This is a genomic window from Halopenitus sp. H-Gu1 (assembly GCF_041821145.1).
In the GTDB taxonomy this organism is placed as follows: domain Archaea; phylum Halobacteriota; class Halobacteria; order Halobacteriales; family Haloferacaceae; genus Halopenitus.
Genome location: NZ_JBGUBC010000031.1, coordinates 1 through 21,108 on the forward strand (window position 1 = coordinate 1; position 21,108 = coordinate 21,108).

A 21,108-nucleotide genomic window follows, 5' to 3' on the forward strand; every position below is an offset into this window, starting at 1 on the left:
TCGATCGGATCCGGACTCGCGTCGAACTCGTCCCCATCACAGTACGCCAACACGCAACGGAAGGACGCACGTTGGTCCTCCAGGCCCGTCGCGACTCGGTGAACGCCCTCGACGCCGAGCGTGTCCTCGACGTAGGAGGAATAGGGGCCGGGGAACCCGTCGATCTCCTCGATGAAGAGGCCGGCATCGTCGACCAGGACGGGCTCACCGGCGTAACGGTACGCCTCTCGAGCGCCGTGGGCCGCGATCGGGGCGAGCTCGTGACTTTGGATCTCCGTGTAATCGTACTCCAGCCGCTTGATCGATCCGTCGCGAAGGTAGGATTCGGCCTCGCGGACCTTCCCGGGGTTGGTCGTGACGTACGTGAGCATACCCACACCTCGACGGTCGGTCACGAATAGGCGTCGATCGAGCGACAGGCATCAATCGAGACGGGGACTCCGTCGGGCCACGTCGTCCGAACGCTACTCCGAGACGAGATCCTCGTAGTGTGCGCCGGTCTGTTTCAGCGTCTCGGTAGAGTAGAGTCGTTCGTGATCGACCGGGAGGTGTTCGGACGCGAGTTCGTCGATCTTCTCGTCGACGGCGTCAGCCTCGCGGCCGTGGATCATTGTAAAGAGGTTGTACGGCCAGTCGTGGGCCGGCCGTCGGGGACGGTGGTAACACAGCGTCACGTACGGGAGGCTGCCGACGCGCTCGCCGCGGTCGTCGAGTTCCCCGTCCGGGACGTCCCAGACGACCATGCAGTTGTTTCGAAAGCCGGTGACGACGTGGTTGACGATACAGCCGATGCGTTTGATACAGCCGTTCGCGAGGAGTCCCTCGATCGCCCCGAGGACTGCATCGAGGTCGGCGTCGATCTCCGCAGCGACGTCGCGATACGGCGTCGCTGAGAGCGGAAGTCCGTCCTGGATTGCCAACAGGATGTCCGCCTCCGTTCGCGTGAGATCGCCACGGGACTCCTCGGAGATCCGGGTCGCCGACGCCGTTTCGCCGGCGACCGACTCGCGGGCGAATCGATCGCGGTTGACGACCGGAAACTCGAGGTCGATGTAGTAGTCGGTCAACATCGGAAGTGCGAGGACCGAACACCCGGTTCGTCGCTCGATGGCGTCGCGGATCGCATCGCGTTTTGCCTGCGAGCCCGCCGTGATGACGAACCACATGTTCCACTCATGGTCACGGCGGTAGTTGTGGTTCACCTGACGATACCCATTTACGACGTCGGCGATCTCCTGAAACCGATCCTCCGGTGCCCGCACGGCGGCAAGCATCGATGAACCGATCACGGGCGGATTCAGGACCGCACCGAACCGTCGAAAGACGCCGTCTGAGCGAAGCCGCCGAACCCGATCGAGTATCTCCCCGGCCGTGAGCCTCCGACCGGTTTCATCAGCGATCTCCGCAGCCACGGTCTCGAAGGGGGACTCGACGACCGGAAACCCACTCTGGTAGCCGTCGATTAGGGCTGCATCGACGGCGTCGATCCCGCGACGCCAGTCGGAAGCGGTGGTCATCATCACCGGTAGGAGCCAGGCGTATCTACGACTTTCGGAGTCGAGAAGAGTCGAGTGTGACTCCTGAACGACGGGAGCAAGCGGGAGGCTTTTGCAGGGAGCGGACGTACCGGTCGGCATGGCGAAAACGACCCCGGAATTCGGCGAGTGGCCCCTCAAGCGGCTGATGACCGAGGTGTGTGGTTCGGGACCGAAATCCGCGGCGGACCTGACACGCGAACAGGCAACCGAAGCGTTCGAGCGGATCCTCGCTGACGAGCCCGACCACACGACGCTCGGCGCGTTCTGGCTTGCAAACCGCTGGAAGCGAAACACTCCTGAGGAACTCGCGGGGTTCGTCGACGTGATGTGTGAGCGCGTCGAGTACGCCGAACCCGACGTCGATCCGGTCGACTGTGGAGCGAACTACGACGGGAAAGGCGAGACGGCGATCCTCGGCGTCGGAGCGGGAATCGTCGCGGCAGCCGCCGGCACCCCGGTCGTCGTCCACTCCGGCGACCGCGTTCCAACCCAGAAACAGGACGCCTACAAACACGTCCTCGACGAACTGGGCGTCGCGACCGAACTCGTTCCCCGCGACTCCGCGGCGATGGTCGACGAGACCGGATTCGGATTCTACTACGCGCCAGCGTTCAATCCCGAAATCGACGACCTCCACGAGCGGCGCGACCGGATGGGCGTGCGGACGTTCGTGAACACGATCGAGACGCTCGCGAACCCTGCCGGCGCGAACGTCCACCTCGGGTCGTTCTATCACCTCGCGTTCGCGCGGAAGGTGTGTGACACCTTCGCCGAGAGCCGATTCCACGACCTCGATCGGGTGATCATGTTCCAGGGAATGGAGGGCTACGACGATATCCGACCGGGGTACACGAAAGTCGCCGAGTGGAACTCCGGTGACGACGGCGTGGACGCGGAGTTCACGGACTACGAGATCGAGACGCCGGAGTACGGAATGGACTTCCAAGCTGAGGATCTCGAGGTCGACGACGTCGCCACCGACTCGGCGTCGATCACCGAAGCAGTGGTGTCGGGTGACCGCGACGACCGGTTCGCGGACGCGGTCGCGCTCAATGCGGCGTTCCGTATCTACGCGCGAGAGGATGCGGAGACGATCGAGGACGGACTCGAGGCGGCTCGCGAAGCGATCGACGACGGATCGGCCGCGGCGGTACTCGAGGATCTCCGCACGTTCTAATCGCCAGAAGCACGCAGTTGGACGGTCCGACCGGCATATGCCAGGAAGGAATCGGACGCCACGACTGAAACGAAACGGGACGGGTTCGCGGGGTTTATCGCTCGGCGAGATCAACGATCGGTGATGACGGAGGCGTATCGCGGCGCGATCGGCGCGTTCCCCTACGCGTTTTCCGCGAGCGACTCGTGGTTTTTCCGAGTCTACTGGGTGATCGGAACGCTCGCGGCGACGATCGTTGCCGTCGTGGTCGGGATGGCACTCGTCGTCGAGCTTGGCCGAACCGCCGAGTTGACCCGTGGCGGACTCGTCTCGTTTTCGCGATCGCTTTTCGTGTTCCTGGGATTCACCGCGGCGGGACCGCTCATCGCGCCGATACTCCTCGTCGCCCGCCGACACCGTCGAGGGACGACGGTCCATCGGCTCTACGATCAGGCCATGGCGGCCTGTGGCTACCTCTTTCTCGGGTCCGTGTACCTCGCGCTCCTGATCTCGGCGCCGCCGGCGTTCCAAGAGCCCACGACCTCCCCGATCCTGGGGGCACTCTATGCGGCCCATCCCGTCGCCGGGATCGGTCCGCCGATCGTCGCTTTCGGCGTGATGGCGTTGACCCACCGGCGGTTGGGGTAGCGGACCGACGGCGACACGAGCGGGCCGACGTCGAACACCCCGGCACGAAACCGGCAAAAGGCTCGACCGGCTACTCCGGATAGATGACCGACGCGACCGATCCCGAAGACGACGCTCCCGAGAGCACCGCTGCGACGGAGCACAAGGAGAGTACCTTCCTCGTCACCCACGCCGAAGCGGAGTCGGCCGTCCTTACCGACGTCCACGACGGACAGGTACACACCTTGAGCTCGAACCCCGATCTCGAGGTCAACGACGTTCTCGAGGCATCGATCGCTCCGGATCCACCGCTCGAAGTGACTCACCGGGTGGTCGACATCGAGTCGAAGCGGACGATTCCGATCGAGGAGAGTCCGGAACCGCCGACGGGGTTGGAATGTGACCTCGCGGACGACCAGGCCGTCGGCGAGGTGTCACGAGAGCCGCGAGCCGGGACCGGAGAGTTACACGTGCTCACCGTTCCGGAGGAGACCACGTCGGAGGCCGTCTCGAACGTGATCGAGGATCGTGAAACGGTGATCGCGCGTGCGGCGAGGCTCGGGGTGGATCGCGTCGAGATCCGGTCGAAACCGGGAGTCGTCTCGGTTCGATACCTCCCGTGATGGGTACGTGCGGCCGTTCGATGTCGATCGACCCCCGAACGACCGCTCCAAGGGAAGCGTTCAAGTCGTCGGAACGCCTGTAGATCGGTATGTCCGAGGCGCAGACCGTTCGACTGTCCTACGAGGATGGGGCACGGGCGGTCGAACTCGCGCGCGAGTCGGTGGAATCGTTCGTTCGACACGGGCAGCGCGAACAGCCCGGAAGTATGCGAGATGCCTTCTACAATCGAACGGGCGCGTTCGTACGGCTCCAATCGACGCGAGGGCGTGGACGCCTTCGAGGGTGTGCGGGGACCTACAGCGAGTCCGATCAACTCGGCCACGCGATCGTCGACGCGGCGATCACGGCGGCCTCCGACGACTCGTGCAGCACCGAGGTCGGTCCCAAGGAACTCGACAGCCTGCAAATATCGGTGTGTATCGTCTCGCAGACGACACTCACGAACGATCCGGTCGAGGACCTCGAACTGGGAGTCCACGGCGTCGCCGTCGACGGCGAGGGACGACACGGCTGGATGTACCCGCGATTGCCGATCGAAAACGACTGGAGTGCCGCGGAGTTCCTCTCGCGAGCCTGCCGGAAGGCGCAACTCTCCCCGAACGCCTGGCGCGAGGAGGACACCATGGTGACGCTCTTTGAGGGCCAGGTGTTCCGCGAGCGGAAGGACGGGGGCGCCGTCGAGGCGATCGTGGACGCAAACGAGTAGGAGACCGTTCGGTTCGATCCGTCACCACGCGCTAGTTCTCGGGAGCCGTCCCGTAGCCGGTCCGCTCCGCGTCCATGAGCGCTCGCTCCGCCGCCTCGTCGATCGCGAAGGTCCATCCATCGACGAGTTCGCCGTCACGAAGCAGGGGCTTTAAAAGTGGCTCGCCGTCCGCCGGACCGTCTCGACCGGCGAGACCGACGTGGTGGCCGCCGTCCGCGGTCCGATAGACCTGTTTTGCCCCGGAGAGCTTTCCGCGCTTTGCCGCCGGGTCCCCGTCCACCGTGACGATATCGAGCGCGAAATCGACCGGATCGGCGTTCGAGACGTAGCCACCGACGCCGAAGCCGTCGACGACGTCGCGGAGCCGGCGGAGATCCGTCGGGCTAAGCCCACCGGAGACAAAGACGTCCACACCCTCGTGGCCGCGCGCATCGAGTTCCCAGCGGACCTCTCGAACGATGTGACGGAAGTCGCCCCGACGGGAACCGGTCGTATCGAGTCTCACTCCCGAGAGAGACTCACCGAGGGCGTCGACTGCACGGAGCACCTCGTCGACTTCGTCGGTGTAGGTGTCACACAACGCGATCCGAGGAACGTCCGGTTCGACCGTCTCGTCGAAGGCTCGCCAGGCGGCCGCCTGGTTCTCGCGGCCGAAGCAGATCAGCAGCGCATGAGGCATCGTTCCGGACGCCTCCTTGCCGAGCACGTCGCCCGCCGCGACGTGTGAAAACCCGTCAAACCCGGCCACGAGCGCCGATCGCTCGACGGTCGCGGTCATCGCTGGGTGGACGTGACGCGCGCCGAAGGAGAGCACGCTCGAGTCGGGGACGGTGACTCGACACTCGAGTGCTGCGGTCGCGATCCCGGAGGCGTGTGAGAGGAACCCCAAAAGCGAGGTCTCAAGGCGGGCAAACTCGAGATACGGACCCTCGATCCGCATCACCGGTCCGCCGTCGAAGAGGGTTCCCTCCGGGATCGCGTCCACGTCGATCGGCCGACCCTCGAGGAGTGCGACGGCGTTTTTCAGGCCGGCAAAGAGCTCGAAGTCCCCGTCGGGAAACTGATCCGCGGTTACCTCCGCGACCACGCGGGGGTTTCGGTCAGCCGCCTCAAGCACTCGTTCGGTCCGGTCGAAGTACGCGTCCGTCGCCCGTCCGCTTTCAATGGCGTCGGCACCGACGATATCGAACTCCATCATAGCTGGCCGTCTCTTCCCGAGGAGAAAAAGCCATCCGGCTCGCCCGCCCTCGATCGGCGCCGGAGCGCAACGTCGCCGGCCCTGGCTAAAACGAGCCACGACCCATGGACCCACAAGCGCCGAAACGTCACTTACCGGCGCCGGCGCGCGATCGTAGCCAGGGCGAGCCCCGATAGCACGATCGCGAGGAGTGCGACGATCCCCGTGAATCCTGGAATGTCCTCTGCAACCGATCCCGGGGGATCGGTCGGTTCGGACGTCTCCGCGATCGAACCGGCATCGGGCAACGATGGAGTCATCAACGTCTTCCGATCCGGGTCCGAATCGGTGTCGGAGTCGGGATCGGACTCGGAGGTCGACTCCGGCTCCGGCTCCTCGAGGTCGATCGCCGGACGGAGATCGAAGACGTCGGATGAGGTTGGGGCATGGACGATCGTCACCCTCGTGCCGTCCCGTTCGATCCCGTAGGTACCCTGGAACCCGCCGGTTGCGACGTAGATCGTTCCGTCATCCCGGCGGGCGGCGGCGTGGGCGTCGAGCATGCGGAGATACGTCGCGTGGAACTCCGTTGCGTCCTGGGGCGTTTCCCACTCGCTCACCCAGACGTAGCCGTCCCGCTCCTCTTCGCCCCGGTCGTTGCGATAGGGAACGATCCGATCGCCGGCCCAGCCGTCCGTCGATTCGTGTGCGTAGTTGTAGACCGACTCGGGATGAATCCGGGAGGGATCGGTGAGAACGTGCTGCCAGTCGAAGGTGTCGGCACCGTAGTCCCGACTCTGGTACCAGAACATCGCGAAGATCGACGCCTCACCGACCGTATCCGACCCGTTCACGCTCTGGTTCGGGTACGTCTCCCACCCGTTCCCAGCGGTATCGGCGACGGGAACCGATCGAGGCTCGTGGGACTCGCGGTGGATCGTCTCTGCGGTCGCGTTCGGCGGGGATTCCATTCGCCGGGAGACACCGTCCCAGCCCTCCTCTTCAATGATCTCGTCGACGTAGGCCGGGCCGTCGGAGTACGGTTGGAAGACCGTGATGAAGACGCCCCAGTTCTCCGGGGGCCCGCTTCCGCCAGAGGTCGTCTCCGGCTCCTCGAGACACCGCCAGTCGCCGTCCTCACAGCGCTCATCGTATCGGTTTTCCACGTAGGAGGCTTCGCCCTCGACGATCCCGTCGATCGCGAGATCGGCGTCCTGCGTCCGGCCGGCGTATCGCGGACTGGAGAGATTATGATACTGGTCCTGCATCGCGTGGGTGAGCTCGTGGACCAGCGTCGCTTCGTCGATCCGGATCTCCTCTCCCTCCGGGACGACGATCACGATCCGGTCTCCGGCCGGCGAGTAGAACCCCGCGACCGCTCCCGAAAGCGTTCCCTGGATCGCCTCCTCGGAGGAGCGCTCCTCGCCGACGATGAAAAGCGCCTTCCACACCTGGTCGTTCCACCGGTTGAACTCGGGATCCGACTTGGAGTCGCTCATCGTCTCCGTGTACTCCTCGCGAGTCATCGTCTCGACGGGCACCTCCTCCTCGAAGGCCCGGTTTCGGAGGTATTCGACGCGGGCCATCCCGCGGTGAACGAGCAACGTGAGCTCCTCGTCGTCAAGTCCGTCGGAATCGTCGATCGCCAACTCGGCGTCGTGACAGACGCCCTCCCAGTAGCCGATCTCATCGTTCGAGGTCGTCTCACAGGTTCCGTTCGTCGAATCGGCCGACTCCGTCCGGAACTGGCTACCTACGAGTCCCCGATCGGTCCTTTGCGTGGCGGACTCGATCGTGGAGGCGGTCGTACTCGTCGACGGCCCCTCGATCGACGACGAACTGGCCACATGTGCCGAGGGGTCCCCGATCGTGCCTGCCGACGGAGTCGCCACGGCGGATCCGATCGGAGCGACCGCCGAGGAGACCAACAGGACGGCGACGAACAGGGAAAGCGACCGTCGCATACAGTGACATAGGAACAGGCGCGTAAGAACCTTACCGACAGCCACCTCGAAATCACCGACAGCCACCTCGAAAGCCCGTTTCAGAGTGGCCATAGTACGACTATCCATCTCGGGAGCCCGTTTCAGAGTGGTCACCCGAGTCACCGTCCATTCCGAATCCCGGATTGACGCCGGGGGAGTGCCCGTTCTCGGAAGTGGATCGAGGAGGGCACCACGAACCAGGATCGGGTCGCGGGCGTGGCTTTTTGCTCGATCCCCGCGTATCCACGAACATGCGATTCGACGCTAGCGAAACCGCGGTCGTCGTCATCGACATGCAAACCGGGTTTTGTCACCCGGACGGCAGCCTGTATGCCCCCGCCAGCGAGGAGGCGATCGGTCCCGTCGGAGAACTGATCGATCGGGCTCGTTCGGCGGACGTGCAGGTCGTCTACACGCGGGACGTGCACCCGCCCGAACAGTTCGAGGACGCCTATTACTACGACGAGTTCGATCGGTGGGGCGAACACGTCCTGGAGGGGTCGATGGAGGCGGAGATCGTCGAGGATCTGGAGGTCCGCCCCGAGGATCACGTCGTCGAGAAACACACCTACGACGCCTTCCATCGGACGGATCTCGGCGGGTGGTTGGAGGCGAGAGGGATCCGGGATCTCGTGATCTGTGGGACGCTCGCGAACGTTTGTGTGCTCCATACGGCCGGAAGCGCCGGACTTCGGGATTTCCGTCCCGTCCTCGTCGAGGACGCGCTTGGCTATATCGAGGAGGACCACCACGAGTACGCGGTCGAACACGCCGACTGGCTGTTCGGCGAGACGACCGAACTGGAGCACGTCGCGTTCGAGTGAGAGGGCGTCACGACGAGGTGGTCGCGGACGTGAAGCACGGCGATCTCAGGATCCGACGGTAATCACCGTACAGTCGAGTGCGTCCCGGAGGAACGAGTCGATGTCCGGATCCGAAAAGATCTTCCGAAGCGTCCGCCGCCACCGACCCGCCTGTCGCGACCCGATTACGACGACGTCCGCGTTCTCCGCTGCGACCTCCTCGAGGATCGACTCCTCGACGAGAAACCCTTTGCGGACGACGTAGCGTGCGTTGTCGATCGAACCGAACTCCTGCTCGACCGACCGTTTGAGATCGACGCGGGTGACGTTGTGACTGTCCTGATAGAGGTCGATATGAAGGACCGTCAACGACGCATCGCGCTCGTCGGCGATCCGGATCGCCTCCCGAAGCGTCCGCTTCGAGTCGGTCGTCAGCGGATACCGGACCGGGACCACGACGAGGGGCATGCGCGATCACTCGGGAGGCTGGTTACAAGACCCTGCCGTTTCCGGATGCGGCACCGCTGGTCGCTCCGCGAGCGAACGGTGTGATGAATACGCCGGATCGTCGACTCACGACCCCGTCGAGCCAGTCGTCCCCGAATCCGCAGCGGTCGGCTCCCGGGAGTCCGCGTCCTTCAGGATCCGGATCCGACCATCGATAGGGGAATCGATTCCGCACTCGTCGGCGTATTGCCACAGCACCTCGTACTGTATCCCGTCCTCCCCGGCACGGTGATGCTCGCGAAGCGTCGGGAACTCCTGTTTCGAGTGAAGCAGGTACTCGGAGGTCGCGACGGTATAGGTCGCGTCGGGATCGATCGGTTCTCCGCCGACGGTCGCTTCCCGAAGCGTCTCCGTGGTTGCGTCCCAGACGATCCGGGCGTTCGAGACGTGTCCGTGCCACCAGTCGTCCTCCCCGAAATCGACGGCCGGCGCCGCCATCTCCGAGAGTACCGCTCGGAGTTCCGTCCCCGTCAGTTCGGCGCGGACGACCGGCTCCTCAAACGGAATGAGACTGACTAAATCGGCCCGCGTGACCCGTCCCGAGATCGGGTCTCCCGACCGGAGCCCGCCGGCGTTCGTGAGGCCGACGTCCGTCGAAAGTGCCCACCGGAATGCGTCCGCCACGAAGTTTCCAACCCGGCACTCGCCGCCGTGGACCACCTCATCAGTTCGAGCCATTGGAACGTCGACGCGTGCAACGGGGTCGTCAAGGCCGGTCCGAGCTAACCGGCGTTCGAGCGCGTCCCGGAGATCCGGGTGCGGATCGGCACCCGCTCGCTCGTGAACGGTCGCAGTCGGTCGACGATCCGCGAATAGTTCGACCTCTGCGACCGCGGTTCCGTTGACGCCGGGGCGAACGAGAAGCGTCCCGTCGACGTACTCGTTTCGCCGGCTATGAACGTGTCCGCCGAGGATCGCATCGACGTCGACCGACCGAGCCAGCGTGTCGTCGCCGTCGCCGAGGTGGGACAACACGATGAGATGGTCGGGAGGATCCGGCGTCGAACGCATTGCCTCGATCGCCGATTCGACGGCGGCGATCGGATCCGAAAACGATAACGAAGTCGCCCTCGGGTTTAGCGAGTCGGTCGCCGGGTCGGTGACGCCGACGAATCCGACCCGCGCTCCGTCGATCTCCCTGATCACGTGCGGGACGACCCCTGCCTCCGCGCCGAATCGATCGCCGTTCTCGTCGCGGACGTTCGCCGAGACGTACGTCGTGGGGGAACGTTCCAGAACCTCCCTGAGCGCGTCCAGGCCGTGGTCGAACTCGTGGTTGCCGAACGTCTCAAGGGCCGTGTCGGTCGCGACGTGAAAGTCGACTGCCTGCCGACCGGACGCGACGAGCGAGAGGACCCCCGGCGCCGTCGTGTCGCCCGATCCAACGACGAGCGCGTCGGGGCCGTCGAGATCGCGGATCCGCCCGGCGAGCACCGAGGCCCGCTCGGGCGTGTCGAACACGTTCTCGACGTCGGAGTGATGAACGAGACGGGGCATCTCCGTGGGAACCTGGGGTCGCCACACGATAAAAGGCCTCGGAGTGATAAACGAGACGAGGCCTCGATGTCGGTCGATCACCGTCTCCACGTGACATGATCCGGACTCACACGCTCGCTGTCGTTTGAAAGCCCTTTTATGCCATCCCGGAGTATTCAGGTGCACAGCCTCTTCGGGGTTGATGATGTGGCGTGCCGATAGGGACCGACCGCCGGTGCGTCCACGCGAGCCCACGGGGAGGATACGGTGAACAACCATGGCAGTTTACGTAGACTACGACACCCCAGTCGACCTCGCGGAACGCGCACTGGACGCGCTCGAGGTCGCCCGAGACACCGGTACAGTAAAGAAAGGTACGAACGAGACGACCAAATCCGTCGAGCGTGGCAACGCCGACATCGTCTTCGTCGCCGAGGACGTCTCCCCCGAGGAGATCGTGATGCACCTTCCCGAACTCGCGGAGGAGAAGGGCATTCCGGTCGTCTTCGTGGAGACGCAGGACGACGTCGGGCAGGCGGCCGGCCTCGAGGTCGGCTCCGCCGCCGCCGCGGTCGTCGACGCCGGAGAGGCGTCCGACGATGTTGAGGACATCACGGAGAAGGTCGAGGAACTTCGATAAGCGGCCATGAGCACAGAAGAGGAAACCGCCGACTCGACGGCCGCGGAGGTCATCGAAGTCGTCGGCAAAACCGGGATGCACGGCGAGGCCATGCAGGTCAAATGCCGCATCCAGGAAGGCTCGAATCAGGGCCGCATCATCACACGAAACGTCCTGGGCCCCACCCGCGTGGGCGACGTGCTCCAACTGCGGGAGACCCAGCGTGACGCCGACTCGATCGGAGGGCAATAAGCATGGTCGAGACACGCACCTGTGATTACACTGGCGAGGAGATCGAACCCGGAACGGGCACGATGTTCGTCCGGACGAACGGAACGATCCTGCACTTCGTCGACTCGAAGGCGGAGAAGAACTACTTCATGGGCCGGGAAGCACGCGATCTCGAGTGGACCGAGGCCGGCCAGGCCGAATCGGGGACCGACGAATGAGCCACCACGACGAGCGGACCTTCGTGATGATCAAGCCCGACGGCGTCAACCGCGGACTCATCGGCGAGGTCGTCTCCCGCTTTGAGGACCGCGGGCTGAAGCTCGTCGGCGCGAAGTTCATGCAGATAGACGAGGAACTCGCCCACGAACATTACGGAGAACACGCCGACAAGCCGTTCTTCGAGGGGCTCGTCGAGTTCATCACCGCAGATCCCGTCTTCGCGATGGTCTGGGAGGGCGCCGACGCGACTCGGCAGGTTCGACGGATGGTCGGCGAGACCGACCCCGCAGAATCCGCGCCCGGCACGATCCGCGGCGACTTCGGCCTCGATCTGGGCCAGAACGTCATTCACGCCTCCGACCACGAGGACGAAGGCGCGAACGTACGCGAGATCGACCTCTTCTTCGATGACGAGGAACTGATCGAGTGGACCCCGAGTGAGGAGACGTGGGTCTACGAGAACGTCGGTCACGAGTGAATCGGTAACCGACCGCTCACGTCCACTTTTCAATACGTCCGTACGTCGACGTCACCCACTCGCTACGATCCGAAAGGCCCCAAACTGCCACGATCCGGAGGGTCGACCACGGGGAGACCATAGACGATCGTCGAAATACGGATCGTCGGATAACAGAACCCTTTTGCCGCCGCTTGCGGAGTTGACACACAATGGCTGGAGGTGTTTCGAGGTGACGATGGAAGACCGGATCGACGACCTCCGCGAGCGCCGCGAACGCGCACGCAAGGGCGGCGGCGAGGACCGGATCGAGTCCCAACACGAAAAGGGAAAGATGACCGCTCGCGAGCGGATCGACTACTTCCTCGACGACGGGACGTTCCACGAGTTCGACCAGTTTCGCACCCACCGCAACCACACCTTCGGCATGGAGGAGAACCAACTGCCCGGGGACGGAGTCGTAACGGGCTACGGCGAGGTGAACGGTCGCAAGACGTTCGTCTTCGCGCACGATTTTACCGTCTTCGGCGGATCCCTCGGCGAGGTATTCGCGGAGAAGGTGTGTAAGGTGATGGACAAGGCGATGGATGTCGGGGCGCCCGTCGTCGGTCTCAACGATTCGGCGGGCGCGCGCATCCAGGAGGGCGTCGCCTCGCTGGGTGGCTTCGCGGAGATCTTCCGGCGCAACACGGAGGCCTCCGGCGTGATCCCGCAGATCTCGGGCATCATGGGCCCATGTGCCGGCGGCGCGGTCTACTCACCGGCGATCACCGACTTCACCGTCATGGTCAAAGACACCTCCCACATGTTCATCACCGGACCGGATGTGGTCGAAACGGTCACCGGCGAGGAGGTCAGCTTCGAGGAACTCGGCGGTGCCGTCACCCACTCGTCGACCTCCGGCGTGGCCCACTTCGCCGAGGAGTCCGAAGAGGATGCCCTCGATCGCATCGCCCGGCTGCTGTCGTATCTCCCCCAGAACAACGTCGAGGACCCGCCGCGGGTTGAGCCCTGGGACGATCCCGAACGAGCCGACGAGGCACTCACGGAGATCGTTCCGGACGCTCCACGAAAGCCCTACGACGTGACGGAGGTGATCGAACATATCGTGGATGAGGGATCGTTCCTCGAGGTCCACGAGAACTTCGCGAAGAACCTCGTGGTCGGCTTCGGGAGGCTGGACGGCCACTCGATCGGGATCGTGGCGAACAACCCGCGGGTCAACGCGGGCACGCTTGATATCGAGGCCAGCGAGAAGGGCGCGCGGTTCGTCCGGTTTTGTGACGCGTTCAACGTGCCGATCCTCACCTTCGAGGACGTACCGGGGTTCATGCCCGGGACCGATCAGGAACACGGAGGGATCATCCGCCACGGCGCAAAGTTGCTTTACGCCTACTCGGAGGCGACGGTCCCGCTTCTCACCGTCATCACTCGAAAGGCCTACGGCGGGGCCTACTGTGTGATGTCCTCAAAGCATATCGGCGGCGACGTCAATTATGCCTGGCCGACCGCGGAGATCGCAGTCATGGGCCCGAAGGGCGCGGTCAATGTGCTCTATCGAGAGGAACTGGCCGACGCCGACGACCCGGACGCGCGCCGTCAGGAGTTGATCGACGAGTACAGAGAGGAGTTCGCGAATCCCTACACCGCTGCCGACCGAGGATTCATCGACGACGTGATCGAACCGACCGAGACGAGAATGCGACTCGTCGACGACCTGGAGATGCTCCGAAGCAAGCGCACGGACCTACCTGAAAAGAAACACGGGAACATCCCGATCTAAGCCAATGCCCCCCAAGACGACCACTCCGGAATCGGAGGAGAGCGAAACCGGTGAAACTGATCACTCCGACCCTCGAGGAAACGGGGAGCCGGGCAGTGACCGTCTCGTGAACGGGCTCACCATCCCCGGGGACGCCGATGCCGAGGAGGCCGCCGCGATCGTCGCCGCGATCGCGGCCCACGTTCGCGATAGAGAGGCCGCCGCGGCGGCAGCCGCCGCAGCCGCGAGTTCGGAGGCTGGCTGGGAGGGCGATCGCTGGACGTTCGCGGGGCGAATGGACGCGCTCCAGGGACGCGCGTCCCGGGTCCCGATCGATACCCCACGGGACGCCTGGACGGCTGCTGGGCGAACCGACAGATTTTGATCGAGGAGCCGCCGATCCGGCAAGACGGACGCGACGGATCACTCGGATGCCGCGTGAACGAACTCGACGCCCGCGCGGTCGGCGGTGCGAGCGTCGCGCTTGGAGTCGCCGACGAACAGCGACCGATCGGGCTCGGCCGAGATCGCGTCCAACGCTGCCAAAAGCGGCTCGGGATCGGGTTTGTGCGACCCAACCGTATCCCGACCCACGACGGCGCTTACGTGGTCCGAAAGGCCGTGTTGCTGAAGCGCGATCCGGCAGGCATCCTCCGAGTTGAGCGAGCAGATGGCGGTTCGGGAGGCCCGCTCGGACCCGAGGACGTCGGCGATCGGAAGTCGCCGGGAATCGCGAGCACCGTTCCGTTCGTGTTCGGCGATCGTCGCCTCGACGGCCGACTCGAGACCGTACTCGGACGCCGCTCCGAGTAGTTCCCAGATCCCCTCGCTGGGGGGCTTTACCGCGTGTTCGACGTAGATCCCGATCACGTCCTCGGCGACCGCGTTCCAGTCGACCGCGAGACGGACGACTGTCCCGTCGAGGTCGTAGACGACGGCGTCGTAGGCGTCCGGATCGAACTCGAGATCGAGGGTCGCTTCCTTCGAGGACGCGTTCCGTCGTCGCTCGCGTGAGTCGTCCGTCCGTTCGCTGGCGTCTCGGGAAGTCATATGCGGACTAGGCCCTCCGAGCCACTGTACGTTTCGGTCATCTCGATCCAGTCTCCACCTCCGACAGGAGCCCGCAAGCGATGATCGCCTTCTGGGTCTGCGTCGTTTCGTCGTAGATCGCCGTGACCGTTGCGTCACGGTAGAGCCGTTCGACCGGAACGTCGTTCGTACAGAACATACCGGCCGGCCGTCCCAGGCGGCCTATCCGCGATCGCCCGTTGTTCGGGGGTCAAGCTCGGATCGCTCGACGGGTCGGGCATGCGGGCGAATTCGACTCGAACCCGCAAAAAGGTGCCCACGGTGGGGACCGATATCGTGGACCGGCTATGCGTCGGCCGCCTCTCAAACGCGGACTGGCTATGCGTCGGCTGCCTCTCAATATGCGTCGGTTACCTCCCAAAGGGCGTACAGATCGTCGCGAGGCGGGTCAGCGAACGACGTTCCATCGAGGAAGAGCCGATCCGGTTTCGCCTCGTCCGCGGATTCGTCGACCGGGAGAACCTCACCGATCACGGCCGCTTCGACGCCCGCGTCGGTCACGGCCGTCATGGCCTCATCAAGTCGATCGGTCGGCACCGCAGCTAACAGCGCGCCCGATCCGAACGTTCGAAGCGGATCGACGTCCATCGCATCACAGCACGCACGGGTCGCCGGACGAATCGGCACCGCCTCGCGATCGATCGCAACGCGAACGTCGGCCGCGTTCCCCATCTCGAGGAGGGCAGTGAGCAGTCCCCCTTCGGTCGGATCGTGCATCGCCGTCGCAAACTCCCGAAGGACGGTCGCCTCCGGAAGAACGCTCACGTCATCGAAGTATCCGAGTGCGGTCTCAAGCGTGGATTCGTCGACGCCGGCGGCTCGACACTCCTCGGCGAAGTCGCTCGCGAGGATCGCCGTCGCCTCGATCCCGGCACCTTTCGTCAACACGAGCCGATCCCCGGGGGACGCTCCGCCCGACCGGAGAAATCGGTCCGTCGTCCCCATCGCGGTCAGGGACAAAAGCGGCCGATCGAGTGCGGGAAGGTACTCGGTATGGCCGCCGACGATCGAGACGCCGAGATCGCGGGCCGTCGCATCGAGTTGGGAGGCGAGCGTCCGGCGCGCCTCGGGATCCCGATCCGGGAGAAAGACCGTGCTCGTGAGCCATCGCGGATCGGCACCGCTTGCAGCCACGTCGTTGCAGACGACGTGGATCCCGAGGTGACCCGCGCGGTCGGCCGCCAACGAGATCGGGTCGGCGCTCACTACGAGCGTCCGGTCGCCGAGGTCGATGGCCGCCGCGTCCTCCCCGTAGGCAGCACCCTGGACGACGGCCGGATCCTCGACGCCGACCGCCGCGAGAAAGTCGGCGAGTCCTTCCGGATCGAGTTTGCCCGTCATACCGATCGGTCGATCCTGCCGGATGAAAAAGGGTACGCGCCGCCGACAGTACCGCCGCGATCACTCCATCAGCGCCGCCGCGATCAGTCCGCCAGCTCGAAGGCGATCTCGACTTCCGCCTGATACTCCCGTTCGGGTGTGTTTTTTATCTCCATGCCGAGCTCCTGAACCTCCGCCCAATAGACGTTATCGAGCGTCGCCTCGGCCCGATCGACCGCGTCGTTAGTCGCGTCGTCGAAGCTCTCAGTGCTCGTTCCGATCAGGGTTATCTTCTTGAAAACCATGGGTGTAATTGATTCGCCCACCGGTATAAATGTACCCGCCGGCTCGTCGATCCGGGCGGATGTTCATCGGCGTCGAGCGGTCGGACGGCCGCCCGGATCGACCCTCGGTTAGGGACTTCCGGGACGACCCTGCATCACGTCGAAGTCGCCGTCGTCGCTGACGCCGATCACGGCCCAGTCGAACGGCGGTTTCAACCCGAGGAGATGCTCGCGAAGGTCGTTCGCCGAGCGCTTCCAGGTCACGAAACACCGGAGTCGCGGCGTCTCTCCGCCGTCCGTCAGATACGGTTCCGGATCGGTGGCGTCCTCGGCACGGATCGGCGTGACGAGCACCCGTCGCCACTTCCGTTCGGCGACGAACTCGGTTCCTTCCTCGCGAACCGAGTATCCCAGTTCACGAAAGACGTCTCTGGCCTCCGTCGTCGGTGGCATGCTAACAGGGGCCATCTATGGTAGAGTTCGCCCCCGAGTGTGATAAACTTTCTCACGATTGTGAGCCGCCGGTCGATCGTCAACCACACCGTGGATCGCTTCGTGAGGCGATCGTCGTTTCCGGGCGAAAAGACCATGATGGTTCGATCGCATGGTGGAGAGACGATGGTGGAACCGACGGTGAGCTACGTGGTCCCGGCGCGCAACGAGGCGGACTACATCGATGCGACGCTGGCGGCCATCCGAAACCAATCGACGGACGAGTCCACCGAGGTAATCGTCGCGGACGGCGGCAGCGATGACGGGACCCGATCGATCGCTCGGGATCACGGTGTCACCGTGGTCACGGATGCCGATGGCGGCATCTGGGAAGGCAGAAATCGGGGGGCTGCTGCCGCCAGCGGCGAGTGGATCGCGTTCGTCGACGCGGACACGGTCGTCCTCCCCACCCACTGCGACCGTCTGCTCGCGTACGCCCGCGAACGTGACCTCGATGCGGCGAGTTCGCGGTGTCGCATTCCCGGGATGCGTGCGACGTGTATGGAGATCGTGATCAACCACGTGTTCCCACGACTTCCGCGGCCGATCCTTCCGGGGTTCAACTTCCTCATCCGACGCGAGACTTTCGAGGCGACCGGGGGGTTCCCGACAATTCCCAACGAGGACACCGCCTACAGCAGGCGACTCGCCCGAAGCCACCGAACCGGATACCAGCCGGAGGTGCTCGTCGAGACGTCCCCTCGCCGGATCGAGCGTCAGGGACTGACCGGAACCGCCATCCATTACCTGACGCTCGACTGGCGACGCCTACGATCGTCGTGAGCCCTCGGATCCGCCGCTGACCGGCGGGAACAGCGCAAGCTCGTCGCCCGACTCGAGTTCGGTCTCGAGCCCGTCCTGATGGAGGACGTTGGTCCCGTTTCGAAGCAGGTTAATATGGTCCGCAAGCTCTCCGTCCTCCAGGACGCGATCGCGAAGGGCCGGGCGCGCCTCGAGGAGGTCATCCAATGCGTCGCCGACGGTGTCGCCGGGGCCGGCCGAAACGCGTACCGTTCGTCCGCCGGCAACCTCCGCGAGGTCGGCGAACAGTTTCCACTCCATATCGATACACCGACTGCCGAGCGTATGAGGATTACGTCCCGTCGATAACCCCTTACCGAAGAACCTTCTCGCGACGGATCCTCGAACGGACGGTCAAGAAACGGACGGACGTTCGGGGCGACTCACCCGCCGGTATACTCGCTCGCGACGATTTCGCGGATCCGATCCGTCGTGACCTCGCCGACGCCCTCGACGGCGAGCAAGTCCTCCCGATCGGCGGTCATGACGGCCTCGACGGTGCCGAAGTGGTCGAGTAGCGAGCGGGCGGTGACCGGGCCAATGTCGGCGATCGACGAGATGACGTACTCCTGCTGTTCGGCGAGCGTCTTCGTCGTCTTCTCCCCGTGAACGCTTATCTCCCGGTCACGCGTCTCCTGTTCGCGGCGGGCGATCGTCTCGACGAGTTCCGCGGTCTCGTTTTGATCGTCGGTCCGCATCACACTGATCCCGAAATCGACCGCGAGCGAAGCGAGCGCGCCCCGTATCGCGTTGGGGTTCACGTTCCGCTGGGTGTAGAGATCACCGCCCTCGACCACGAGCACCGGACGGGAGTACGCCCGCGTCAACTCGCCGACCTGCTCGAACATCGACCGGTCCGAATCAAGGAGGGAATCCACGAAGTCCGCCGCCGATTTGCGCTCGATCGCGACGCGATCGGAGAGGACGTAATCGCCGACGGCGAGCGTCTCGAGGCGCGTCACCAGCTCCGTGCGCGTCGAGAGATCCTTGGCGATGCCCGCATCGAGTTCGCGCTGATCGACGACGATCTCTACCCCATCCTCGACGCCCGCGGTCGCAACAACTCCGTCTTCGTTGACGTCAGCATCGGCGTCCGGATCGACGTCAACATCGGCATCGGGGTCGACGTCAGCATCGACGTCGGAATCAACGTCCGGATCGGAATCATCAGCAGCGGAGTCATCCGTCTCACCGTCCCCGCCATCCGCATTGTCCCCCGCCGCGAAGTCGGCCAACCCCGGTTGCTGATCGTCACCGTCTCCGTCGGCTCCGTCCGCCTCCATGGGGGGCGAGTCGGTCCCCGTCTCGGTTCCACCGGCCTCGACGACGGTCTCCGATCCCTCCGTTTCGGCGGTGACGTCATCCTGTGGAACGTCCTCGCCATCCTCCCCGTCGAATGCCGCCAGCCCCGACTGCTCGCCGCCGCCGATCGCCGATTCGATCTCGCCGGTGGCGGCCTTGAGCTCGCGAAGCTCCTCGCGCATCCGCTTTTCGCGGCGTCTGGAGATCCAAAAGAACGCCTCATCGCGCGTGTCCTCGGCCAGTAACACCACGACTGCCCCGCTGGCCTGCCGGCCGGTCCGGCCCTTTCGCTGGATCGAGCGGATCGCGGTCGGGACGGGTTCATAAAACAGCACCAGATCGACCTCCGGGACGTCGAGACCCTCCTCGGCGACGGAAGTCGAGATCAGTACCTCGAACTCGCCGGCCCGAAAGGCATCGAGGGTGTCCCGTTGGTCGGCCTGACTCATTCCGTCGGATCCCTCCTTGTCTCCCTGTCCGACGAACCGTTCGACGTCGAAACTCGCCGAGAGGAACTCGACGAGCGCCTCGGCGGTGTCGCGCGACTCGGTGAAGACGATCGCCCGTTCGCCGCCGTTCACTCCGAGCGTCTCCGCGAGGAGGAGCCGGGTCTTCGAGAACTTCGGGTGTAGATCATCGAACTCCTCGGCCCGCCGCATGGCCTCGCGGACCCGCGGGTCGGCAACGAGCCGCTGGCTCGCCTTCGAGGCTCCCGACGAGCGGGCGGCATTGCGCTGGCGCTCGAAATAGCGGCGGAGGGACTCGACCGACTGGGTCTCAACGAGTTCGACGGCCCGCCGAAGCTTCATCACCTCCGCATGGGTCGACATCCCGGTGTAGCCATCCGATTTTCCGGCGTCCATCATCCGCTTGAGCTTCCCGCGCATGGCGTTTAAGTCCCGCTGGGAGAGATCGGGACTCGTCGAATCCGCAACGCCGATCGACTGCAACTGTTCGAGCCGGTCCTCGATGACTCCGTTGAGCGCGTCCCGGATCGCCATGAGTTCCTCGGGCAACTCCACTCGCTCCCACCGTACGTCGGTGTCGTGAGTGTACTCCGCGACGTCGGCATCCTCCTCGGTCATCACTTCGACGTTTCCGATCCCGAGGTTCTCACAGACGGTCTCGATATCCTCGAGGTCGCCGCCGGGGGACGCCGACATGCCGGTGACGAGCGGATCGGTCGCGTCGGCGTGATATCGCTTTGCGATGTAGACGTACGAGTATTCGCCGGTCGCGCGATGACACTCGTCGAAGGTGAGGTGGGTGACGTCGGCGATCGAGATCCGATTGCCCACGAGATCGTTCTCGACGACCTGCGGCGTCGCGATCGCGATACGGGCCGACTCCCACAGGTCGGCGCGCTCGTCGGGCCGGACATCGCCGGTAAAGACCACGATGTCGTCGTCGGGGAGCGTCAATGCCTCGCGGTAGAAGTCCGCGTGTTGCTGGACGAGGGGTTTCGTCGGTGCCAGAAACAGCACCTTCCCGCCGACCTCCTGTAGCCGTTCGGCGGTGACGAGGAGGCTCACGGTCGTCTTGCCGAGACCGGTGGGCAAACACACGAGCGTGTCCGCGTCCCGTGCGGCCGCCGCAAGCCGGAGCTGATAGCGGCGGCGCTGGAGGAATCCATCGACTACGAGCGGGTGATCGATGCTCGCTGCGTCAGCCTCGGTCGCCATCAGCGGGGCTTGGCCGGCATCGCGGAAAAGGCTTCGCGAAGCGGGGTGAAAGTAGATCGACCGATCGCGGCGTCACCGATCGCCGTCGGCCTCGTCCGCGACGCGTTCGTCCGGGACGCGTTCGCCGACGAGCGCGGCCCACTCATCGAGACGCGAGCTACGGTCTCCCGCGCGTCCTGCGTCGGGTGTGTGAGGGGTCATCGTCCGTATGTGAGAGAATCCGTCCTATTAATCGTTACCCCCGTTCCCAG

The 21,108-nt window shown here is 64.8% G+C and carries 26 protein-coding genes; 12 read left to right on the forward strand and 14 right to left on the reverse strand.

Annotated features, from left to right (window positions below):
* Positions 1-371 (reverse strand): non-canonical purine NTP pyrophosphatase (locus ACERIT_RS14900; RefSeq protein ID WP_373675653.1); only part of this gene is annotated, 371 nt, incomplete at its 3' end.
* Positions 372-464: 93 nt separating this feature from the next.
* Positions 465-1,517 carry an Lrp/AsnC family transcriptional regulator gene (locus ACERIT_RS14905; RefSeq protein WP_373675654.1) on the reverse strand — a complete coding sequence of 351 codons (1,053 nt, stop codon included), beginning with the start codon at positions 1,515-1,517 and terminating at the stop codon, positions 465-467.
* Between the two features lie 118 nt (positions 1,518-1,635).
* Between ACERIT_RS14905 and ACERIT_RS14910 the strand changes: the two genes are divergently transcribed.
* The 4 genes from ACERIT_RS14910 to ACERIT_RS14925 all read left to right on the forward strand — a co-directional run bounded on the left by ACERIT_RS14910 (position 1,636) and on the right by ACERIT_RS14925 (position 4,651).
* Positions 1,636-2,715 carry an anthranilate phosphoribosyltransferase gene (locus ACERIT_RS14910; RefSeq protein ID WP_373675655.1) on the forward strand — a complete coding sequence of 360 codons (1,080 nt, stop codon included), beginning with the start codon at positions 1,636-1,638 and terminating at the stop codon, positions 2,713-2,715.
* 123 nt (positions 2,716-2,838) lie between these two features.
* Positions 2,839-3,342: a hypothetical protein gene (locus tag ACERIT_RS14915; protein ID WP_373675656.1), complete on the forward strand. Its 504-nt coding sequence runs from the start codon at positions 2,839-2,841 to the stop codon at positions 3,340-3,342.
* 83 nt (positions 3,343-3,425) lie between these two features.
* Positions 3,426-3,944: a DUF5812 family protein gene (locus tag ACERIT_RS14920; RefSeq protein WP_373675657.1), complete on the forward strand. Its 519-nt coding sequence runs from the start codon at positions 3,426-3,428 to the stop codon at positions 3,942-3,944.
* 89 nt (positions 3,945-4,033) lie between these two features.
* Positions 4,034-4,651 (forward strand): TIGR00296 family protein, encoded by a 618-nt coding sequence (locus ACERIT_RS14925; RefSeq protein ID WP_373675658.1) that lies wholly within the window; start codon positions 4,034-4,036, stop codon positions 4,649-4,651.
* A 31-nt stretch (positions 4,652-4,682) separates the two neighbouring features.
* On the opposite strand, the gene ACERIT_RS14930 is transcribed toward ACERIT_RS14925, so the two are convergent.
* Entirely contained in the window at positions 4,683-5,849 is a 1,167-nt protein-coding gene (locus ACERIT_RS14930; RefSeq protein WP_373675659.1) for a nicotinate phosphoribosyltransferase, read from the reverse strand.
* Positions 5,850-5,980: 131 nt separating this feature from the next.
* Positions 5,981-7,792 carry an Hvo_1808 family surface protein gene (locus ACERIT_RS14935; RefSeq protein ID WP_373675660.1) on the reverse strand — a complete coding sequence of 604 codons (1,812 nt, stop codon included), beginning with the start codon at positions 7,790-7,792 and terminating at the stop codon, positions 5,981-5,983.
* Between the two features lie 272 nt (positions 7,793-8,064).
* Between ACERIT_RS14935 and ACERIT_RS14940 the strand changes: the two genes are divergently transcribed.
* Positions 8,065-8,637, forward strand: coding sequence for a cysteine hydrolase family protein (locus ACERIT_RS14940; protein WP_373675661.1), 573 nt, complete (start codon positions 8,065-8,067; stop codon positions 8,635-8,637).
* A gap of 45 nt (positions 8,638-8,682) precedes the next feature.
* On the opposite strand, the gene ACERIT_RS14945 is transcribed toward ACERIT_RS14940, so the two are convergent.
* Entirely contained in the window at positions 8,683-9,084 is a 402-nt protein-coding gene (locus ACERIT_RS14945; RefSeq protein ID WP_373675662.1) for a universal stress protein, read from the reverse strand.
* Positions 9,085-9,189: 105 nt separating this feature from the next.
* Complete coding sequence (locus tag ACERIT_RS14950; RefSeq protein ID WP_373675663.1) at positions 9,190-10,620, reverse strand: bifunctional UDP-sugar hydrolase/5'-nucleotidase; 1,431 nt, start codon at positions 10,618-10,620, stop codon at positions 9,190-9,192.
* Between the two features lie 256 nt (positions 10,621-10,876).
* On the opposite strand from ACERIT_RS14950, the gene rpl7ae reads away from it, so the two are divergent.
* The 6 genes from rpl7ae (at position 10,877) to ACERIT_RS14980 (ending at position 14,272) form a co-directional block, all read left to right on the forward strand.
* Positions 10,877-11,239: a 50S ribosomal protein L7Ae gene (gene rpl7ae, locus ACERIT_RS14955; protein ID WP_373675664.1), complete on the forward strand. Its 363-nt coding sequence runs from the start codon at positions 10,877-10,879 to the stop codon at positions 11,237-11,239.
* Positions 11,240-11,245: 6 nt separating this feature from the next.
* A complete protein-coding gene (locus ACERIT_RS14960) occupies positions 11,246-11,470 on the forward strand; it encodes a 30S ribosomal protein S28e (RefSeq protein WP_373675665.1) in 225 nt (74 codons plus the stop codon).
* 2 nt (positions 11,471-11,472) lie between these two features.
* Positions 11,473-11,667 (forward strand): 50S ribosomal protein L24e, encoded by a 195-nt coding sequence (locus ACERIT_RS14965; protein WP_373675666.1) that lies wholly within the window; start codon positions 11,473-11,475, stop codon positions 11,665-11,667.
* Positions 11,664-12,146, forward strand: a complete 483-nt coding sequence (gene ndk, locus ACERIT_RS14970; protein ID WP_373675667.1) for a nucleoside-diphosphate kinase — start codon at positions 11,664-11,666, stop codon at positions 12,144-12,146. Before ACERIT_RS14965 ends, ndk begins: the two co-directional genes overlap by 4 nt.
* Positions 12,147-12,363: 217 nt before the next feature.
* Positions 12,364-13,908: an acyl-CoA carboxylase subunit beta gene (locus ACERIT_RS14975; protein ID WP_373675678.1), complete on the forward strand. Its 1,545-nt coding sequence runs from the start codon at positions 12,364-12,366 to the stop codon at positions 13,906-13,908.
* A gap of 4 nt (positions 13,909-13,912) precedes the next feature.
* Positions 13,913-14,272 (forward strand): hypothetical protein, encoded by a 360-nt coding sequence (locus tag ACERIT_RS14980; protein ID WP_373675668.1) that lies wholly within the window; start codon positions 13,913-13,915, stop codon positions 14,270-14,272.
* Between the two features lie 38 nt (positions 14,273-14,310).
* On the opposite strand, the gene ACERIT_RS14985 is transcribed toward ACERIT_RS14980, so the two are convergent.
* The 5 genes from ACERIT_RS14985 to ACERIT_RS15005 all read right to left on the reverse strand — a co-directional run bounded on the left by ACERIT_RS14985 (position 14,311) and on the right by ACERIT_RS15005 (position 17,048).
* Positions 14,311-14,937 carry an HAD family hydrolase gene (locus ACERIT_RS14985; protein ID WP_373675669.1) on the reverse strand — a complete coding sequence of 209 codons (627 nt, stop codon included), beginning with the start codon at positions 14,935-14,937 and terminating at the stop codon, positions 14,311-14,313.
* A gap of 37 nt (positions 14,938-14,974) precedes the next feature.
* Positions 14,975-15,115 carry a hypothetical protein gene (locus ACERIT_RS14990; RefSeq protein WP_373675670.1) on the reverse strand — a complete coding sequence of 47 codons (141 nt, stop codon included), beginning with the start codon at positions 15,113-15,115 and terminating at the stop codon, positions 14,975-14,977.
* 197 nt (positions 15,116-15,312) lie between these two features.
* Complete coding sequence (locus tag ACERIT_RS14995; protein WP_373675671.1) at positions 15,313-16,317, reverse strand: AIR synthase family protein; 1,005 nt, start codon at positions 16,315-16,317, stop codon at positions 15,313-15,315.
* An 83-nt stretch (positions 16,318-16,400) separates the two neighbouring features.
* On the reverse strand, positions 16,401-16,601 hold the full coding sequence (locus ACERIT_RS15000) for a dodecin (protein ID WP_373675672.1): 201 nt from the start codon (positions 16,599-16,601) through the stop codon (positions 16,401-16,403).
* Positions 16,602-16,709: 108 nt separating this feature from the next.
* Positions 16,710-17,048, reverse strand: a complete 339-nt coding sequence (locus tag ACERIT_RS15005) for a hypothetical protein (RefSeq protein WP_373675673.1) — start codon at positions 17,046-17,048, stop codon at positions 16,710-16,712.
* Positions 17,049-17,198: 150 nt separating this feature from the next.
* Here ACERIT_RS15005 and ACERIT_RS15010 point away from each other — a divergent pair, with 150 nt between their 5' ends.
* Entirely contained in the window at positions 17,199-17,855 is a 657-nt protein-coding gene (locus tag ACERIT_RS15010) for a glycosyltransferase family 2 protein (RefSeq protein WP_373675674.1), read from the forward strand.
* Here ACERIT_RS15010 and ACERIT_RS15015 read toward each other — a convergent pair.
* The 3 genes from ACERIT_RS15015 to ACERIT_RS15025 form a co-directional block, all read right to left on the reverse strand.
* Entirely contained in the window at positions 17,841-18,134 is a 294-nt protein-coding gene (locus ACERIT_RS15015) for a ubiquitin-like small modifier protein 1 (protein WP_373675675.1), read from the reverse strand. The genes ACERIT_RS15010 and ACERIT_RS15015 overlap by 15 nt on opposite strands.
* A gap of 122 nt (positions 18,135-18,256) precedes the next feature.
* The gene (locus ACERIT_RS15020; protein ID WP_373675676.1) at positions 18,257-20,857 is read right to left on the reverse strand and encodes a DEAD/DEAH box helicase; all 2,601 of its coding nucleotides are present in this window, start codon (positions 20,855-20,857) and stop codon (positions 18,257-18,259) included.
* A 72-nt stretch (positions 20,858-20,929) separates the two neighbouring features.
* Entirely contained in the window at positions 20,930-21,058 is a 129-nt protein-coding gene (locus ACERIT_RS15025; protein WP_373675677.1) for a hypothetical protein, read from the reverse strand.
* Positions 21,059-21,108: the final 50 nt, after the last annotated feature.

Bases quoted from the DNA above. Each gene is read 5' to 3' on its own strand.
- ACERIT_RS14905 (WP_373675654.1), bottom strand. From the start codon at position 1,517: ATGACCACCGCTTCCGACTGGCGTCGCGGGATCGACGCCGTCGATGCA.
- ACERIT_RS14910 (WP_373675655.1), top strand. From the start codon at position 1,636: ATGGCGAAAACGACCCCGGAATTCGGCGAGTGGCCCCTCAAGCGGCTG.
- ACERIT_RS14915 (WP_373675656.1), top strand. From the start codon at position 2,839: ATGACGGAGGCGTATCGCGGCGCGATCGGCGCGTTCCCCTACGCGTTT.
- ACERIT_RS14920 (WP_373675657.1), top strand. From the start codon at position 3,426: ATGACCGACGCGACCGATCCCGAAGACGACGCTCCCGAGAGCACCGCT.
- ACERIT_RS14925 (WP_373675658.1), top strand. From the start codon at position 4,034: ATGTCCGAGGCGCAGACCGTTCGACTGTCCTACGAGGATGGGGCACGG.
- ACERIT_RS14930 (WP_373675659.1), bottom strand. From the start codon at position 5,849: ATGATGGAGTTCGATATCGTCGGTGCCGACGCCATTGAAAGCGGACGG.
- ACERIT_RS14935 (WP_373675660.1), bottom strand. From the start codon at position 7,792: ATGCGACGGTCGCTTTCCCTGTTCGTCGCCGTCCTGTTGGTCTCCTCG.
- ACERIT_RS14940 (WP_373675661.1), top strand. From the start codon at position 8,065: ATGCGATTCGACGCTAGCGAAACCGCGGTCGTCGTCATCGACATGCAA.
- ACERIT_RS14945 (WP_373675662.1), bottom strand. From the start codon at position 9,084: ATGCCCCTCGTCGTGGTCCCGGTCCGGTATCCGCTGACGACCGACTCG.
- ACERIT_RS14950 (WP_373675663.1), bottom strand. From the start codon at position 10,620: ATGCCCCGTCTCGTTCATCACTCCGACGTCGAGAACGTGTTCGACACG.
- rpl7ae (WP_373675664.1), top strand. From the start codon at position 10,877: ATGGCAGTTTACGTAGACTACGACACCCCAGTCGACCTCGCGGAACGC.
- ACERIT_RS14960 (WP_373675665.1), top strand. From the start codon at position 11,246: ATGAGCACAGAAGAGGAAACCGCCGACTCGACGGCCGCGGAGGTCATC.
- ACERIT_RS14965 (WP_373675666.1), top strand. From the start codon at position 11,473: ATGGTCGAGACACGCACCTGTGATTACACTGGCGAGGAGATCGAACCC.
- ndk (WP_373675667.1), top strand. From the start codon at position 11,664: ATGAGCCACCACGACGAGCGGACCTTCGTGATGATCAAGCCCGACGGC.
- ACERIT_RS14975 (WP_373675678.1), top strand. From the start codon at position 12,364: ATGGAAGACCGGATCGACGACCTCCGCGAGCGCCGCGAACGCGCACGC.
- ACERIT_RS14980 (WP_373675668.1), top strand. From the start codon at position 13,913: ATGCCCCCCAAGACGACCACTCCGGAATCGGAGGAGAGCGAAACCGGT.
- ACERIT_RS14985 (WP_373675669.1), bottom strand. From the start codon at position 14,937: ATGACTTCCCGAGACGCCAGCGAACGGACGGACGACTCACGCGAGCGA.
- ACERIT_RS14990 (WP_373675670.1), bottom strand. From the start codon at position 15,115: ATGTTCTGTACGAACGACGTTCCGGTCGAACGGCTCTACCGTGACGCA.
- ACERIT_RS14995 (WP_373675671.1), bottom strand. From the start codon at position 16,317: ATGACGGGCAAACTCGATCCGGAAGGACTCGCCGACTTTCTCGCGGCG.
- ACERIT_RS15000 (WP_373675672.1), bottom strand. From the start codon at position 16,601: ATGGTTTTCAAGAAGATAACCCTGATCGGAACGAGCACTGAGAGCTTC.
- ACERIT_RS15005 (WP_373675673.1), bottom strand. From the start codon at position 17,048: ATGGCCCCTGTTAGCATGCCACCGACGACGGAGGCCAGAGACGTCTTT.
- ACERIT_RS15010 (WP_373675674.1), top strand. From the start codon at position 17,199: ATGGTGGAACCGACGGTGAGCTACGTGGTCCCGGCGCGCAACGAGGCG.
- ACERIT_RS15015 (WP_373675675.1), bottom strand. From the start codon at position 18,134: ATGGAGTGGAAACTGTTCGCCGACCTCGCGGAGGTTGCCGGCGGACGA.
- ACERIT_RS15020 (WP_373675676.1), bottom strand. From the start codon at position 20,857: ATGGCGACCGAGGCTGACGCAGCGAGCATCGATCACCCGCTCGTAGTC.
- ACERIT_RS15025 (WP_373675677.1), bottom strand. From the start codon at position 21,058: ATGACCCCTCACACACCCGACGCAGGACGCGCGGGAGACCGTAGCTCG.